The sequence below is a fragment of the Rubrivirga aquatilis genome, assembly GCF_046845665.1.
GTDB lineage: Bacteria > Bacteroidota > Rhodothermia > Rhodothermales > Rubricoccaceae > Rubrivirga.
In genome coordinates, this window is record NZ_CP177355.1 from 2,742,890 (window position 1) to 2,759,644 (window position 16,755).

Here is a 16,755-nt window from a genome sequence, read left to right on the forward strand (position 1 = left end):
GTTCGACCCTGCGGCCCCGCTCGCCTCCACTCGGAGCGGGCGGGGCCGCGTCGTGTGTGCCATCTTCACCCAACCGCTCCCTCTGACTCCATGACTCGCGCTCTCGCCCTCCTCGCCCTGCTGGCGCTCGTCGCCAGCGCCCCGCTCGCCCAGGACCTTGGCGAAACCGAGTTCGCCAACTCCGGCGCCGCCGAGGCGCAGGAGCCGTTCTTGCGCGGCCTACTGCTGCTCCACTCGTTCGAGTACGACGACGCCCGCGAGGCCTTCCAGCAAGCGAGAGCGATCGACCCCGACTTTGCGATGGCCGCGTGGGGTGAGGCCATGACACACAACCACCCGGTCTGGCAGCGGCAGGACCATGAGGCCGCCCGTGCCGCGCTTGCGGGACTCGACGACGCACCGGTGACCGACCGCGAGCAGGCCTACCTCGCAACCCTAGACGTGCTCTTCGGTGACGGCGACAAGGACGACCGCGACGACGCGTACGCCGAGGCCATGCGCCAGCTGGCGGACGCCTACCCGGAGGATCATGACGCCCGCACGTTCTATGCGCTGGCGCTGCTCGGGACGGCCCACGAGGGCCGCGACTTTGCCACGTACATGCGCGCCGCCGCCGTCGCCGAGGAGGTGTTCGATGAGAACCCCCGCCACCCCGGCGCGGCCCACTACCTCATCCATGCCTACGACGACCCGGTCCACGCCCCGCTCGGCTTGCGCCCCGCTCGCGCCTACGCCGACATCGCCCCGTCCGCGAGCCACGCGCTCCACATGCCGAGCCACATCTACCTCGCGCTCGGGCTGTGGGACGACGTGGCGGCGATGAACGAGCGGAGCTTCGCGGCAGCGAAAGCGGGCACAGACGCCCGTGGCGAGGCGCTCAACGGGCACGGCTGGCACGCGCTCTGGTGGTGGCACTACGCCTCGGTCCAGCGCGCCGACCTCGCCACCGCCAGCCGTCTGCTGGCGGTGGCGATCGACCTCGACGACGGCTCCTCGACGTCCGTCGCGCATCGGACGCGGATCGGCGCCCAGCACCTGCTGGCGACCGGCGACGCCTCCGGTCTGCTTCCCGAGGCCCCGACGAACGCCGGGACCTCGACGTTGGCGGTCGACGCCCTCGCACGCGGGCTCGCCGCGGTCCGGTCCAACGACCTCGGCGCGGCAACCGCCACGCTGGCGACGCTCGAAGGGGCGCTCGACGCCGAGTCTCCGTGGCACGCCCGCGCAGGGTCGCTCATCTTGTCCGCCGCGCTCGACGAGGTGGGCGGAGACACTCAGGGGTCCCTCGCCAAGCTCGCCCGAGCGGCCGAGTTGGAGAGCGCCGCCCCGCTGGCGTTCGGCCCCCCGACGCCCGTCCTCCAGGCGAACGAGGCGTATGCGCGAGCGCTCGTCGCCGTGGGCCGGCTCGACGACGCTCGCGCCGCCCTTCAGGTCGCCCTCGACCGCGCGCCCAACCGCCGCGAGGCGCTGGCGGGCATGGCGCAGGTTCGCGAGCGGGCCGCCTCGTCGGAGCCGCTCGGGATCCGCGACGCCGACGAGTAATCGCGGCGAATCAAGTCGGGCCGTGGAACGGGGGCGCCGCCGAGCGATATCGTCGGGACAACTGTCTATCAACCGAATGGAATTGACCCCCGCCGTCGAGCGGACGCGCCTGGACTCGGGCGTCCGCGTCCTGACCGAAACCGTCCCGTCCGTCGGGTCCGTCGCCGTCGGCGCGTTCGTCGACGCTGGCAGCCGCGACGAGACCGCCGCTGAGGGCGGCATCACGCACTTTATCGAGCACATGGTGTTCAAGGGGACCCAGCGCCGCGCGGGGTACCTCATCAACCAGCGGATGGAGTCGGTGGGCGGCTACATGAACGCCTTCACCACGAAAGAGCACACGTGCTTCTACGCGCGCGGCCTGCAGGAGCATCTCGGCCGTGGCTTGGAATCCGTCCTCGACCTGGTGACGCAGCCGACGCTCCCCGCGAAGGAGATCGAGAAAGAGAAGGACGTGGTGGTCGAGGAGATTAAGATGTATGAGGACGCCCCGGAAGACCACGTCTTCGACCACTACGAAGCGCTGCTCTACCCCGACCACCCGCTCGGCCGCCCGGTGATCGGGACGCCGGAGTCGGTGCGCTCGTTCTCGCGCGACGACCTGGCGGGCTTCATCGGTCGCCACTACGTCCCGGACCGCTTGGTCGTCTCCGTGGCTGGCGCCGTCCGCCACACCGACGTCGTGCGCCGCGTAGAGACCCTGCTGGCGGACTTCGACCGCGCGCCCGCGCCCACCAACCGCCAGCCGGTGAACGGCTACATGCCCGGCGACGTGGTCATCGAACGGCCGGTCCAGCAGGCGCACTTGGTGATGGGTACGCGGTCGTTCGGAATCGAGGACCCGCGTCGGACGGTGCTCTCCGTGCTCAACACGATCCTGGGCGGCGGCATGTCGAGCCGGCTCAACCAGAACATCCGCGAGAAGTACGGCTGGTGCTATTCCGTGTACTCGTTCACGAACGTCCAGACCGACTCGGGAGACGTGGGCGTCTACATCGGGACGGACGCCAGCCGCGTCGACCGCTCGCGCGTGCTCATCGAACGCGAACTCCACAAACTCGCGGAGACGGCGGTCAGCGAGCGGATGCTGTCGCGCGCCAAGCACCAACTCAAAGGCTCCATCATCCTCGGCCTCGAAAGCACCTCGAACCGGATGCAACGGATCGGCCGGGTCGAGCTGGCGTTCGACCGGATCGTGCCCATCGACGAGGTCGTCGCTGAAATCGACGCGGTGACCGCCACCGAGGTCAGAGATCTGGCCGCAGAGTTGTTTGCGCCGGGATCGCTGTCCTCTGCCGTCTTGCTGCCTTCCGAGCGGTAGGGGACCGTCGGGCGATCTTGCGCCGTCTCAAGGCGGCACCAGGTCTGGCCGATGGCCCGCCCCTGGCCCCACGTTAACCGACCCCCCCCCTGATCTAATGGCTTTCCGCTTTGCCGGCCGTCCCGTCCTTGTCACCGGCGCCGCCGGCTTCATCGGCTCCCACGTCGCCGACCGCCTGGTTGCCGAGGGCTGTGAGGTTCACGTCTTGGACGACCTGTCCGGCGGCGTCCGCTCGAACGTTCCCGACGGGGCCACTTTCCACGAACTCGACGTCCGGTCTGAGGCGGCGGCGGCGTTGTTCGTGGAGCACCGCTTCGCCGCGCTCTGCCACCTCGCGGCGCAGATGGACGTGCGGAAGTCGGTGACCAACCCCAAGTTCGACGCCGAGGTCAACGTGCTCGGCTTTCTGAATCTTCTGGAGGCCGGTCGCCAGAACGGATTGGAAAAAGTGACGTTCGCGTCGACCGGCGGCGCCATCTACGGCGAGCCCGACCCGGCGGTCAACGACGGCGGCCCGCAGCCCGAGACGCACCCGACGCAGCCGCTGTCGCCGTACGGCATTACCAAGTTGGTTAGCGAGCACTACCTGCGGTTCTACGCCAACACCTACGGTCTGGAAACGGCGGCGCTTCGCTTTGGCAACGTCTACGGGCCGCGCCAGAACCCGCACGGCGAGGCGGGTGTGGTCGCCATCTTCGCCCAGCGCCTGATGCGCGGGGAGCCCGTCCAGATCAACGGCGACGGCACGCAGACGCGCGACTACGTGTACGTCAAGGACGTTGTGCGCGCGTTCGTGGCCGCGCTCGCCAACGAGGGCTCGGGCGTCTACAACGTGGGCACGGGCGTCGAGACCGACGTCAACGAGCTGTTCCATCATATCAACCGGCTGACGGGCGCGGGCGCCGGCGAGGTCCACGGGCCGGGGATGCCGGGCGAGCAGAAGCGGAGCGTGCTCGACGTGACGCACACCGGCGAAGCGCTCGGCTGGGCGCCCACGGTCGCCGTCGCCGACGGGCTCGCGGAGACCGTCGAGTGGTTCCGCCAGCGCGAAGGCTAGGAGAGGGCGGGCGGGCGCGTGACGGCCGTAGCTTCGGCAAAGCCGTCCCCCCATGCACCGCGTCCATCTCGATCAGTTCGAAGGGCCGCTCGACCTGCTGCTCTTCTTTATCCGGCGGGACGAGATTGACGTCCACGACATCCCGATCGCCCGGATCGCGGACGAGTACCTCGAGGCCGTCCGCGTCCTCGAGCACGTGGACCTCGACGCGGCGGCCGACTTCATCTTCACGGCCGCCCTCCTCATCCAGATCAAGGCGCGGATGCTGATGCCGCGGCCCGAGCTCGACGAGGCCGGCGAGCCCATCGACCCCCGCCAGGAGTTGGTTGATCGCCTGCTGGAGTACGTCCGCTACAAGGAAGCCTCCGGGGCGCTCGCCGGGCGCTTCGAGGCCCGCCAGCGGCTCCGCACCCGTGCCGACACCTCCGAGCGTGAGCGCCTCGGCCCGACCGACATCACCTACCGTGCCACCATCTTCGACCTCGTCAAAGCCCTGGGCGCAGCGGTCGATCGCGCGGCGCCCATCGAGCCGCTGAGCCACGAGGTCGAACGCGAGACGTTCGCCCTCGACGTGCAACGGGCCTGGGTGCTCGGGCGGATCGCCGCTGGCGGCGCCTCGTTCCGCACGCTCGTCGAGCGCCGGAGCAAGCCGTTCGTCATCGTGACGTTCCTTGCGGTGCTCGACCTCGCTCAGCGCCAGACGATCCGCCTGGTGTTCGGGCTCGACCCCCAGGACTTTGCCGTAGAGCCCGCCTCGCAGACCACCGAATCCCTCGCCGCTTGAGATGGAAGCGCTCACCCCCGACACCTTCGAGCAGGCCGTCGAGGCCCTCGTCTTCGCCAGCGACGTGGCGCTGCGGCCGGAGGATGTCGCCCGCGCGTACGGGGAGGTGACGGGGGCACAGGTCACGCCCGAGGCCGTGACGGACGCCGTCGAGCGGCTGAACGCGGTGTACCGCGCGGGTGGCCGGGCCTTCCGGATTGAGCGGCTGGCGGGCGGTCTCCGGATGGCGACCATCGCCGAGATGCACCCGTTCGTCCGCGCCCTCTTTGCCGACGACGAATCCAAGAGGCTGTCACGATCGCTGCTGGAGACGCTGGCGGTGATCGCGTACAAACAGCCCGTCACCCGGCCCGAGATCGACCACGTCCGCGGCGTCGCCTCCGACTACGCGCTGCGCCAACTCCTCGAGCGCGACTTTGTGGCCATTGCGGGACGCGGCGACGGCGTCGGCCGCCCGCTCCTCTACGCGACGACCGACCGTTTTTTGGATCAGTTCGGCCTGGACGCGCTCGCCGACCTGCCGACCCCACGCGAGATCTCGGAGATTCTCGCCGACCCTACGTTCACCAAGGAACGCGCCCGGCTTCTCGCCGAGGCCGTCCAGCCCTCTTCCGATGTCCCGCAAGCCTGACGCCGACTCTATCCGACGGCGCGCGCAGGCGGGCCGCAAGCAGCGGGCGGCCCCGCCTGTCGCTCCACGTCCCGAGCCGGAGGGCCCGGTCCGCCTCAACAAGTTTCTCGCCCGCGCCGGCATCGCCGCACGGCGCGAGGCCGACAGCATCATCGCCGACGGCCGCGTGAGCGTCAACGGTGCGGTGACGACCGAAATGGGCGTCAAGGTGGGCCCCGATGACCACGTCGAGGTCGACGGGCAGCCCGTCCGCCCGACCGGGCTGGTCTACGTGCTGCTCAACAAGCCGCTCGACACCATCACCACAGTGACCGACGACCGGGGCCGACAGACGGTGCTCGACCTGATCTCTATTCCGGACCGTCTCAAGAAGGCGCTCTTTCCCGTCGGTCGGCTCGACCGCGACACGACTGGCGCGCTGCTCCTCACGACGGACGGCGAGCTCGGCCACCGGCTGATGCACCCCAGCTTCGGAGCGGAGAAGCTGTATATCGTGGAGACAAACCGCCCGCTCGACGACGCCGACATCGCCCGCTTGCGCCGGGGCGTCGACCTCGACGACGGCCCGGCCCGGGCGGACAACGCCACGTTCATCGGCGACGACAAGCGGAAGTTCGCGCTCCAACTCCACGAGGGCCGCAACCGCCAGGTTCGCCGCATGGTCGAGGCCCTCGACCGTCGCGTCGTCACGCTCGAGCGGGTCGGCTACGCCGGCCTCGACCTCACCAACCTCCGCCGGGGCCGCTGGCGCCGCCTGGAACCCCACGAGGTAAACTCGCTTCGTCGCGCCGTTAAGCTCAAACCCATCGTGTTTTAGGGACTGGGGACTCTTGGGACTGCGGGGACTCGGGTCTTCGTACGCGCCCGCTCCCGCACCCCCGCCGCCTCACTGACCCACCGTCGCCATGAACAAAATCGCCTACGAGGGCCTCACCTACGACGACGTGCTGCTGGTACCCGCTCGCAGCGACGTGATGCCCCGCAACGTCGACACGTCGACCCGGCTGACGCGCAACCTGTCGCTCACGATGCCCATCGTGGCCGCGGCGATGGACACCGTCACCGAGGCCGACCTCGCCATCGCCATCGCCCGTGAGGGTGGCGTGGGTGTGCTCCACAAAAACATGACGGCCGAGCTCCAGGCCCGGGAGGTGCGCCGTGTCAAGCGGAGCGAGTCGGGGATGATTCTCGACCCGATCGTGCTCCGCCCGGTCGACACCGTCGGCGACGCGCGCCAGCGGATGGCTCGGTATCACATCGGAGGGATCCCCGTCGTGGACGACGACCGCAAGCTGGTCGGCATTGTGACCAACCGCGACCTGCGGTTCCAGCCCGACAACGACGTCGTGCTGTCGACGATCATGACGACTGAGGGGCTCATCACGGCGCCTGTTGGGACAACGCTCGACGAGGCGGAGGCGACGCTTCAGGAATACAAGATCGAGAAGCTGCCCGTGACCGACGCCGAGGGCTACCTCAAGGGGCTCATCACGTTCAAGGACATCCAGAAAAAGAAGAAGCATCCGCACGCGGCCAAGGATGAGTTTGGACGTCTCCTCGTCGGCGCGGCTGTCGGGGTGACGCCGGACACCCCGGAGCGCGTGGCGGCGCTCGCGGAGGCCGGCGTCGACTTCGTGGTCGTCGACACGGCGCACGGCCACTCGGAAGGCGTGCTCCGGATGGTCCGCCAGATCAAGGAGCAGTTCGACGGCCTCGACGTGATCGCGGGCAACGTCGCGACGCCCGAGGCGACTGAAGACTTGATCCTGGCGGGCGCCGATGCCGTCAAGGTGGGGATCGGGCCGGGCTCGATCTGCACTACGCGCGTCGTCGCCGGGGTTGGGGTGCCCCAACTGACCGCCATCATGCGCTGCGCCGAGGCCGCCCAGCGCTACGACGTGCCGATCATCGCCGACGGCGGCGTCAAGCAGACCGGGGACATCCCGAAGGCGCTCGCGGCCGGCGCCTCGACCGTGATGGTCGGCAGCCTGCTGGCGGGTGTCGAGGAGAGCCCGGGGGAGACGGTGCTCTACGAGGGGCGTCGGTACAAGAACTACCGGGGGATGGGTTCGCTCAGCGCGATGGAGGCCGGCTCGAAGGACCGCTACTTCCAGGACGCCGAGGACGACCTTAAAAAGCTGGTGCCCGAGGGCATCGAGGGGCGCGTGCCGTACAAGGGGACGCTGGGCGAGATCACCTACCAGATGGTCGGCGGCCTGCGGGCGGCCATGGGCTACTGCGGCACGGCGACCATCCCCGAGCTTCAGGAACGGGGTCAGTTCGTCCGGATCACGAGCGCCGGCCTGCGGGAGAGCCACCCCCACGACGTGACCATCACCTCGGAGTCGCCCAACTACTCGACCCGCTCGTGAGTCGTCTCGATACCATTCGAGCGCTCGCCGCGGAGCACGACGCCGACGCAGCGATCGTGACGCACCCGCCCAGCTTGCGCTGGGCGCTCGGCTTCACGGGCTCGAACGGACTGTTGATCGTCACGCCCGACGCGGCCCACTTCGTGACCGACGGACGATACACGTCGCAAGCCGCGACCGAGGTCACAGACGCGGATGTCCACGTGGCACCCGCGTCGCTGGCGGTCTACGCGAGCGAGCACCGGCTGCTGGGCGCGGTGAAGCGTGTGGTTGTCGCAGGTGATCATCTCACTGTGTCGGCCCACCGCAAGCTGGGCGAGGCGCTGTCGGTCGAACTGGTGGCCGTCGACGCGCTGTTGTCGCGGGCGGTGGCGCAAAAGGACGAGGCGGCGATTGCGGCCGTCGCAGCGGCACAAGCGCTGACGTGTGAGGTATTCGAGTCCATCCTGCCCTCTCTCGCGCCGGGCGTCACAGAACAGGCCATCGCCGCTGAGGTCGTGTACCAGCATCTCAAGCGGGGAGCGTCCGCGATGTCGTTCGAACCCATCGTCGCCAGCGGTCCGCGAGGGGCGCTGCCGCACGCCCGACCGTCGTCGCGCACGCTAGCGCCCGGCGATCTCGTCGTGCTCGACATGGGCGGCGTCCTCGACGGCTACTGCTCGGATCTGACTCGGACGGTCGCGGTGGGAGAGCCTGGGCAAGAGGCCCGCACGGCGTACGCCGTGGTCCAGCAGGCCCAGCGCTCCGCCATTGAGGCGGCTCGCGCCGGGATCACTGGAAAGGATCTCGACGCGGTCGCCCGGGACGTGATCCAGGCGGCCGGCCTCGGAGACGCCTTTTCCCACAGCCTCGGTCACGGGGTCGGGCTCGAGGTTCACGAGTGGCCCCGGGTGTCGGCTCAGGCCGACGACACGCTGCCTGCTGGCGCAACCATCACCATCGAGCCCGGCGTCTACCTCGACGGCCAGTTCGGCATCCGGATCGAGAACGTGATCGTGCTCCGAGAAGATGGCTGTGATGACCTCACACCGCTGTCGACCGACTTGGTCGTGGTTTAGGTGCGGATCGCCTTCGTGCTCCCAGCCCCCGTTCGGGTCCCGCAGGGGGGGGCCGCCGTCGTGTTCCGACATGCGTCCGGGCTCGCGGCCCTCGGGCACGACGTCGAGGTGCTGGCCCCCAAGCGGGACGTAGGGGTGTTGGCCATCGTTCGGCGGGCGGCCGTTGTGGCCCGCGACCGAATGCACGGGGTGGCCAAGAGGCGGACGGCACTCAACGGCGTTCGGGTGATTGAGCCCGCGACCATGGCAGAGGTGGACGGCTCGCGCTACGATGCCGTTATTGCAACCGGATGGCAAACGGCCGAGTGGGTCTCCCGAATAGGGGGAGGGAAGAGGTTCTACTTTTTGCAGGGCGACGAGCGAGTCCTGGACCCACGCGCGCAAGCGACCTGGGGATTCCCGCTCCGCAAGCTGTCCGTGGCGCGCTGGCTCGCCGAGGAGGTGGAGTCGCGCGGGCACACCGTCGAGGGCCTCGTTCCGAACGCGATCGACCCGGGGGAGATGTACACCGAGGTGCCGTCCGAACAACGCGGACCCCGCGTGATCGCGCTGTATCACCGGCACCCGACAAAGGGGCCGGAGACTCTCGTCGCATCCCTGGATGCCCTCAAGCGGTATGCACCGAATGCGTCCGCCACGATCGTCTCCGCACGGCCCCCGAGCCATCGCTTGCCAGCGTGGGTCGACCTGAGGATCCGGCCGTCACGTGAGGAACTCCGTGCCCACTACAACGCGGCCGCCGTCTGCCTGCACACGAGCCGTCAGGAAGGGTGGGGGCTGGTCCCCATGGAAGCCGCTGCCTGCGGGTGTGTCGTGGTGGCCACGGCCAGCCGGGGGCCCCGCGAGTTCCTCGTCTCAGGCGAGTCGATGATCGAGCGTCCGGTCGGCGACGCGGAAGGCCTGGCGACTGCAGCGGCACGTCTCCTCGACGACCGCCGCGAGCGGTCTAGGCTGGCGCTCGCCGGTCAGGAAGCGGTCGGGCGGTTCACCTGGGCCGCCTCCACGGCCCGCCTTGAACGACTCCTCCTCTCGTGATCTCCGTTCTGATCCCGGTCTTCGATGGCGCGCACATCCTGCCAATCACCATCCCAGCTGTGCGAGCGTTGGAGGGTGTCGACGAGATTCTCTGGATCGACGACGGTTCGACCGATGCGACCCCGGAGCTCCTTTCAGAAGCGGGACGAACAGACCCCCGAGTCCGGATCGTAACCCTACCGAGCAACCAGGGGCGGTCAGCGGCTCGGAACGCTGGGGTGGACGCCAGCGCCGGAGAGATTCTGGTCTTTCTGGACGCCGACGTCGAGCCCGTCGCGGACTCCGGCCATCGTTTGGCGCGGGCCGCAGCGATGCCGGGGGCGGTCGCCGCGGTGGCTCGGATCAAGCCTGTCGCCACAGACCCGATGGAGCCTTACCAGGACTACGCCGTCCACGCTCGGCGCGGGCCGGACCCTGCAATGGCAGCAGAGAGCCCGGTGGACTGGCGCTACTTCCTCGCGGGGGCGAGCGCGGTCCAGCGACGGGCCTTGATCGACGCCGGAGGGTTTCCGGAGGACATCCCATACGGTGAAGACCAAGCGCTGGCGTGTATGCTCAGCAAGGCCCACCCGGAGGGCTTGGGGCTCGCCTCAACCACGGTTTGGCTCCACGATGTCGGCGACCTGGACCGGGCCATCCAAAACGCTCGAGCTTATGGTGGAGCGCTGAGATCGCTTCGCGGACAGTGCTCCTCGGTGATGCCGCGCACTCTCGACATGGCCGTCGCCGTGGGTTGGCTCGCGAGGCCAATTGCCAGCGTGCTATCAACCGTTATTGCAAGAACCCCTTCCTCCTCCCTGCGGCGCCGACTGGTACGGTACCTTCTCGCGTCCCACGCGATTCATGCCGCCTCTCACGCTTCGCCTCCCGCAACTCCCCTCGGCAGTCGGGACCGCTTGTGATCGGGCGGAAGCCCTGGCAATGGGGAAGGGATGGTCGTCGGCAGACACTACCCGACTCGTGCTCGCCGTCGGCGAGGCGGTCGGCAACGCGGTCGAGCACGGCGACCCGTCAGCTAGCGCCGTGGAGATCCGATTTCGTTGGGACGACGAGGCCCTCCACGTTCGCGTGTCCGACGGCGGGCCGGGCCCAGACCCCGACGACCTACGGCGCCCCTCACTACCAGACGATCCCCTCGCCCTCGACGGCAGAGGACTCTTTATTCTGTCGACGGTCTCTGATGCCTTCGTGGTCGAGGAGGGAGCCCTGTGTTTGACCGTCCGGCCCCGCCCGTAAGCCGTAGAGAGGGCGCCGTCGCGATTGGCCTCTCGATCGCCTTCGCGGTCGCCTTGGTCTGGACCGCCCGAACTCCGGAAGCAGGGGCGTCTTGGCGGTTCGCGTTCGTAGGCGTCCATCTCATTGCCTCGGGCACCCTCGTCCTCTGGCTCCGGCAGCGAGCCCCGGGCTTCGGGTTGGTGATGGTTGGCGCCGTGCTGCTTCGCGCCGTCGTGCTCCCTATGGACCCCGTCCTCTCCGACGACGGGTATCGCTACCTCTGGGACGGGCAGCTAGTCCTTGAGGGCGTGTCGCCGTATGCGATGCGACCCTCCGACCCCTCACTAGCCGACCGCCGCGCGGGTGCGTTGCTAGAGCGGATGAACTCGCCCGACTACTACTCGGTGTATCCCCCCGCCTCGCAAGCCGTGTTCGCTATCGCGGCCCGGGGTTCGGACTGGCGGCAACAGTGGATCTGGCTGAAGGTGCTACTAGGATGTGCGGAGCTGCTGGGGGTCTGGCTCCTGCTCCGGGTCTGCGGACCTCGTGCGGGCGCGTTGTATGCCTGGAGTCCCCTGGCCGTCATCGAGGTCGCCGGACAGGGGCATACAGAGGGACTAATAGTTTGTGGCTTAGGCCTGATTCTCTGGGCCGGCAGGACAAAGTGGCCACTAGCGTCTATCGGAATGACGCTGGCAGGGATGACGAAACTGTATCCGTTCGCGCTTGCACCCACCGTCTGGCGGAGAGAGGGGATCGCAGGCTTCACGGCCTCGGCCGTGCTTTCCGTGGGGTTGGCCTCGTTGGTCTGGCACCCCCAAGCACTCTCCCATGTTCAAGAGTCGCTCGCACTCTTTTATGGCACCTTCGACGAGTACGCGGCCCCGTACCGACTGCTGAAGGGGGTGCTGTACCCGGTTTTTGGCACAGGGGCGGGGCGGGCGGCGAGCGGCTTCCTGGGCGGCGCGTTCGCTGCGGCCATCGCGTGCACGTGGTTGATGGACGACGGGCGGTTTCGGGGTCTCCGTCTTGTCAGCGGGGTGGCAGTCGTCGGATTCGCGGTGACTGCGAGCACGCTACATCCCTGGTACTGGCTTCCAGTGCTGGTACTCATTCCGTTATTGGAAAGTGCCCCCCTCCTTTTCGTCTCCGTCTTGTCTACTGGAGCCTACCTCGGGTACACCACCCAGGGAGCAGGGGGCTGGGCTCTAGCCATTGGCTGGGGAGGAGCCGCGGTCCTGCTGGTACGTGAGCTCTACACCCGTCGTAGACCGTCGCAAGCGTTGAAGAGTGCGTCGACGGATGCTGCTCGAGCGTCGAGCCACAGCGCATCGGGATAGCGGCGATACCAGGTGAGTTGCCGCTTCGCATAGCGACGAGAGTTCCGCTTGATGAGACGGATGGCTTCCTCCCGTGAGCGTTCGCCCGCCAGCACGGGAAGCCACTCTTGGTAACCAATCGTAGCAGCAAGGGTCGGATGGGAAGCAGGATTGGCTGCGAGACGAGTGACTTCTTCGATCAGTCCAGCCTCCAGCATCTGGTCGACCCTCGCATGGATCCGGGCGTACAGGTCCTCGCGCGGTCGATCGAGCACGACCAACCTCGACGGGACGCCAGGGCGTTGGGACTCCGCCCATAGCTCGGACGGACGCCGGCGCGTGCTCCTTAGCACACCGACCCACCGAATCAGGCGGTGGGACTTGGTGGGATCGAGGGTCCGTGCAGCCTCCGGATCTGCATTTCGCAACTCCTCGAACAAACGGCTGGCCCCGCCAGACTCGGTGACCTCCTCGGTGAGCTGGTGCTCGATGTCTGAGGGGACGGGGGGGAGGTCCGCCAACCCATCCACGAGAGCGTGAACGTAGAGCGTGGATCCGCCCACAACGACGGCCGGCTTGCCCCGCGATGCCAGCGTCTCGATGCTGCCCTTCGCCAGCTCCAGCCAGCGACCGGCGGTGATTCGCGTCCCAGGCTCTACTACGTCGATCAAGGAATGGGGCACACGAGCGCGATCTTCCGGCGAAGGCTTGGCCGTGCCGATGTCCATGCCCCGGTAGAGCTGGCGGCTGTCGGCCGACACGATCTCGCCTCCGATGGCTTCCGCCACAGCCATCGCCAGTGACGATTTTCCGACCGCCGTCGGGCCAGCGAGTACGAGCACGGGAGGCGTCACGGGAGACGCCGGAACGCGTCGAGGCCTCCTCGGAGGCTGAGAACGCGGTGGCCCTGCTCCGCAAGCAGCCGAGCAGCCTGTGCAGACCTCCCTCCGGCTTTGCAGTAGACCACGACCTCCTCCGACTTGAGCTTCTCCAATTCGAACAGGCGGGCCTCGAGCAGTCCCAGAGGGATATGGGTGCCACCGATGTGGCCCTCTGATCGTTCCTCCGATTCGCGCACGTCCAGCAACTGCAAGCCGCCGGATGCCATCCGCGCGCGCACCTCTCTGGGAGAGATCTCGCCAGCCTCCACTGTTGGTGGTAGCCGGCCCAGGCCGCACGCGGGGCACTGGGGATCCCGGTCGATACCGATCTCGCGAACCTCGACCGCGAGCAGGTCGATCATCAAGAGCCGCCCGATCAATGGGTCTCCGATGCCAAGCAGCAGCTTGAGCACCTCCGAGGCCTGGATCGTCCCAAAGAGCGAAGGCACGACGCCGAGGACACCGCCATCCGCGCAGTTGGGGATGAGGCCCGGCGGAGGCGGTTCAGGGAAAAGGCACCGGTAGCACGGCCCGCCGGCGGCCGCGAAGATGGAGGCCTGCCCCGAGAACGGCCCCACCGAGGCAAAGACGTCCGGCGTCCCCGTCCGGACGGCGGCGTCGTTGACCACATAGCGCGTGGCGAACGTGTCGGAGCCGTCGACGACGACATCGTACCCCGCTAGCAGGGCATCGGCGTTGCCGACGCCCAATCGTTTGGGGTGGCTTACGACCGTTACCTCCGGATTCACGGCTTGGAGCCGATCCAGCGCTGCATCGGACTTGGGACGCCCAATATCTCGCGTCGAAAACAGGGTCTGCCGATGCAAGTTCGTGATATCGACATCGTCGAACTCTACGAACCCAACGCGTCCCACGCCCGATGCGACGAGATGGTGCAGCGCTGGCGAGCCGAGCCCGCCCGTTCCCACGACGAGGCAAGAGGAGTCCGCCAGCCGCTGTTGGCCGGCTTCTCCGATCTCCGGGAGCTGAATCTGCCGCGCGTACCGCTGGCTCTGGCCGGGTCTCATCACTTGGTGTCGAGGTAATGCAAAACGACACGAGCGGCATTCCGTCCGGATGCCCCCATGATTCCGCCGCCGGGGTGCATGCTCGCGCCTGTCAGGAAAAGTCCATCTACCGGGCCTCGGTAGTCGGAGAGGGAGGTCGATGGGCGCAGGCTGAACATCTGGTCGATGCTCATCTCGAGGTGCATCACGTTCCCCCGGAACAGGCCGAGCTCGCGTTCGAGCCAGAGCGGATGCTGGAAGAGGCTCCCGACGACGGAGGCCTTGGTCCCCGGTGCGTAAGGCTCAAAGGTATCGAGGATCCGGTCGGCCACCTCGGCACCAATGTCATCCCAGTGCCGCCCACCCGTCATCTCATAGGGGAAGTACTGCGCCCACAGCCAGAGCACCTCCCCGCCAGGCGGCGCGAGCGTGTCGTCAACGGCCGAAAAGCTCATCCCGACGATCGGCGGGTCGGTCGCCGGATGGCCCTTCAGATAATCGGCGTAGGCGTCGAGGATCTGCTGGCGGTCGCGGCAGACGAGTTGGAGCGCAGTGCGTGCCTCGTCGCCCGGGCTTGCGGCGTAGCGAACGGGTTTGTCGAGGGCAAGCCGGAGGATGGCCCCGAAGCCGTTCCCGACGCGCATCCCGTCCGCCTCGGGAGGCCGGTGCTCTGCTGGCAACAGTCGGTCGAGGGTTTCCAGGATGTGGGTGCCCGAGAGCACGGCTCGCGCCGTGTACATCTCTTTCCCAACACGGACCCCTTCCACTTTCCCATTCTTGACCACCAGATTGTCCACTGGTGACGAGGTGTGGATGTCGCCCCCGTGCGCGCGGATCATCGCCGCCAGCGCCTTCGTGAGTCCACCAGACCCGCCCCGAGGCCGGGCGACCCCGCTCTCGTGATACAGCGGATGCCACAGCAAGAACGGCGCACTCATGGCCTCGGTAGGGGGGGGGCCGCTCTGGGCCGCCATCCACACAAGCGGCGTCTTGACCTTCTCCTCGGTGAAGTACTGATCCACCACCTCGCCATACGGGCGCATGATGACCGACAGCGCCTTCTGCCAATCGATCTGGGCCGAGTCACCCATCAAAAACGTCTTCCCGAGTTCGAAGGGGCTGGGGGTCGAGAGGAATACGTCGCGGACGGTTTCCGAGAACGGCCGCCACGTGTCTACGAAGCGCCGGTAGTTGTCTCCCTCACCGGGGAACTGCTGCTCCAAGTGCTGGCACGTGCGGTCCACGTCGCGGTAGATGAACACCGAGCTCTCGTCTTCGTAGGGAGCGAAGAACAGAGGGTCGAGTTCGAGATACTCAAGGCCATAGCTATATAGGTCCAATTCGTCGACGATCGGCGTCAACCGAATGAGGATATGTGCTGAGCCCCCAAGGTCGAACTGGTACCCCGGGACATGCTCCACCGTCGAGACTGCACCGCCGACGATGTCTCGCCGCTCGAACACCCCGACACGGTACCCAGCTTTCGCCGCGTAGGCGGCCGATATCAGCGCGTTATGCCCGGCCCCAACAACGACAAGATCGTAATCCATTAGAGATCGATAAAGTCGGCCGCGCTATCGTTGAGCCGGTCGCGTTGATGAACGTATCGCATCGTAGTCTCGATGCTTTTGTGTCTCGCGTGGGTCTGGACCTGCTGCAAGGAGGCCCCGCCTTCGATCGCCAGCGTGCAACCTGTATGACGGAGTGTGTGGGCGCCAACTCGCGCCGTCACGCCCGCTCGCTCCCCGAGCTTGCGAACAATCTTATAGATGGACGACCCCGACAAACGACGCCCATTGGACTGGTTGGTCGAGAACGACCGCCAGACGGGTCCTGTCCGATAGCCCTGGGAGGCAGCGAACTGGAAGATGGTATCGGCCACATGAGGAGGCACCTTCACGATCTGATTGGCCCCGCCCTTGGCCTCGCGGATCGTCAGCACGGTGTGATCGCCGGCTTGTGCCAGGTCCTCGACGTTCATCGCTGACGCTTCGGATCTGCGCAATACGCAGTGAAGAAGGGTTTTTACGAGGGCAAAATCCCGCCTGCCCGTAGCCGTCGACGTGTCAACCGCATCGAGCATCGCCGTGGCCTGGTCGCGAGTCAGAACGGTCACCAGTTGCTCGTTCGTCGGGGACTTGCGAACCTTGCGAACAAGGTGCCGGTCCGCAGGATTGAGATCCAAAAACCCGAGCGCCGTGAGCCACGCAAAAAAACCCCTCAACGATGCGAGAAAACGCCGCCGCGTCGCCGGGCTCTTGCCATTGGCCTCGAGCAGCCGGAGTGCCTCATTGACATCTGTAAACGTGACCGCGGACGCCAGATCCAGCGTGACTGTCGACGTGCCGAAGAACGTTTGGATGTCGCGTGCATATGCCCGCCGCGTGTTCTCGCGGTCGAACCGCAGGAGGTAGAGCGGCACCAAGTCGGACTGCGCCGTGAACGCGCGGCCGAGGTTGGCGTGGGGGCTTCGAATCAGGTCGGACAAACCAGGGTCGTGTTGACGGTTCGATAATGAGAGTTATCGGGACTG

The 16,755-nt window shown here is 67.5% G+C and carries 16 protein-coding genes; 12 read left to right on the plus strand and 4 right to left on the minus strand.

Annotation, left to right across the window (positions count from 1 at the left end; translation table 11 throughout):
* Positions 1-90: 90 nt before the first annotated feature.
* The 12 genes from ACLII4_RS11965 (at position 91) to ACLII4_RS12020 (ending at position 12,355) form a co-directional block, all read left to right on the plus strand.
* The gene (locus ACLII4_RS11965) at positions 91-1,542 is read left to right on the plus strand and encodes a hypothetical protein (protein ID WP_412067633.1); all 1,452 of its coding nucleotides are present in this window, start codon (positions 91-93) and stop codon (positions 1,540-1,542) included.
* 76 nt (positions 1,543-1,618) lie between these two features.
* Entirely contained in the window at positions 1,619-2,863 is a 1,245-nt protein-coding gene (locus ACLII4_RS11970; RefSeq protein WP_412067634.1) for a M16 family metallopeptidase, read from the plus strand.
* Between the two features lie 97 nt (positions 2,864-2,960).
* Positions 2,961-3,920 carry an NAD-dependent epimerase/dehydratase family protein gene (locus tag ACLII4_RS11975; protein ID WP_412067635.1) on the plus strand — a complete coding sequence of 320 codons (960 nt, stop codon included), beginning with the start codon at positions 2,961-2,963 and terminating at the stop codon, positions 3,918-3,920.
* 52 nt (positions 3,921-3,972) lie between these two features.
* Positions 3,973-4,704, plus strand: coding sequence for a segregation and condensation protein A (locus tag ACLII4_RS11980; RefSeq protein WP_412067636.1), 732 nt, complete (start codon positions 3,973-3,975; stop codon positions 4,702-4,704).
* A 1-nt stretch (position 4,705) separates the two neighbouring features.
* Entirely contained in the window at positions 4,706-5,335 is a 630-nt protein-coding gene (gene scpB, locus ACLII4_RS11985) for an SMC-Scp complex subunit ScpB (protein WP_412067637.1), read from the plus strand.
* Complete coding sequence (locus tag ACLII4_RS11990) at positions 5,319-6,152, plus strand: pseudouridine synthase (RefSeq protein ID WP_412067638.1); 834 nt, start codon at positions 5,319-5,321, stop codon at positions 6,150-6,152. Before scpB ends, ACLII4_RS11990 begins: the two co-directional genes overlap by 17 nt.
* Before the next feature lie 88 nt (positions 6,153-6,240).
* Positions 6,241-7,707, plus strand: a complete 1,467-nt coding sequence (guaB, locus tag ACLII4_RS11995; RefSeq protein WP_412067639.1) for an IMP dehydrogenase — start codon at positions 6,241-6,243, stop codon at positions 7,705-7,707.
* A complete protein-coding gene (locus ACLII4_RS12000; RefSeq protein WP_412067640.1) occupies positions 7,704-8,765 on the plus strand; it encodes an aminopeptidase P family protein in 1,062 nt (353 codons plus the stop codon). The genes guaB and ACLII4_RS12000 overlap by 4 nt, the downstream gene beginning before the upstream one ends.
* Positions 8,766-9,800 (plus strand): glycosyltransferase family 4 protein, encoded by a 1,035-nt coding sequence (locus ACLII4_RS12005; protein WP_412067641.1) that lies wholly within the window; start codon positions 8,766-8,768, stop codon positions 9,798-9,800.
* Complete coding sequence (locus ACLII4_RS12010; RefSeq protein ID WP_412067642.1) at positions 9,797-10,702, plus strand: glycosyltransferase family 2 protein; 906 nt, start codon at positions 9,797-9,799, stop codon at positions 10,700-10,702. The genes ACLII4_RS12005 and ACLII4_RS12010 overlap by 4 nt, the downstream gene beginning before the upstream one ends.
* 19 nt (positions 10,703-10,721) lie before the next feature.
* Positions 10,722-11,036 carry an ATP-binding protein gene (locus tag ACLII4_RS12015; protein ID WP_412067643.1) on the plus strand — a complete coding sequence of 105 codons (315 nt, stop codon included), beginning with the start codon at positions 10,722-10,724 and terminating at the stop codon, positions 11,034-11,036.
* A 221-nt stretch (positions 11,037-11,257) separates the two neighbouring features.
* Entirely contained in the window at positions 11,258-12,355 is a 1,098-nt protein-coding gene (locus ACLII4_RS12020; protein WP_412067644.1) for a hypothetical protein, read from the plus strand.
* Here the strand turns inward: ACLII4_RS12020 and miaA are convergent.
* Genes miaA through ACLII4_RS12040 form a run of 4 tightly spaced genes read right to left on the minus strand, consistent with a single transcriptional unit; the run spans position 12,271 to position 16,710 of the window.
* A complete protein-coding gene (gene miaA, locus ACLII4_RS12025; RefSeq protein ID WP_412067645.1) occupies positions 12,271-13,176 on the minus strand; it encodes a tRNA (adenosine(37)-N6)-dimethylallyltransferase MiaA in 906 nt (301 codons plus the stop codon). The genes ACLII4_RS12020 and miaA overlap by 85 nt on opposite strands.
* Before the next feature lie 8 nt (positions 13,177-13,184).
* Positions 13,185-14,243: a ThiF family adenylyltransferase gene (locus ACLII4_RS12030; RefSeq protein WP_412067646.1), complete on the minus strand. Its 1,059-nt coding sequence runs from the start codon at positions 14,241-14,243 to the stop codon at positions 13,185-13,187.
* Positions 14,243-15,772 (minus strand): phytoene desaturase family protein, encoded by a 1,530-nt coding sequence (locus ACLII4_RS12035; protein ID WP_412067647.1) that lies wholly within the window; start codon positions 15,770-15,772, stop codon positions 14,243-14,245. Before ACLII4_RS12035 ends, ACLII4_RS12030 begins: the two co-directional genes overlap by 1 nt.
* Complete coding sequence (locus tag ACLII4_RS12040; protein ID WP_412067648.1) at positions 15,772-16,710, minus strand: tyrosine-type recombinase/integrase; 939 nt, start codon at positions 16,708-16,710, stop codon at positions 15,772-15,774. Before ACLII4_RS12040 ends, ACLII4_RS12035 begins: the two co-directional genes overlap by 1 nt.
* Between the last annotated feature and the right edge of the window lie 45 nt (positions 16,711-16,755).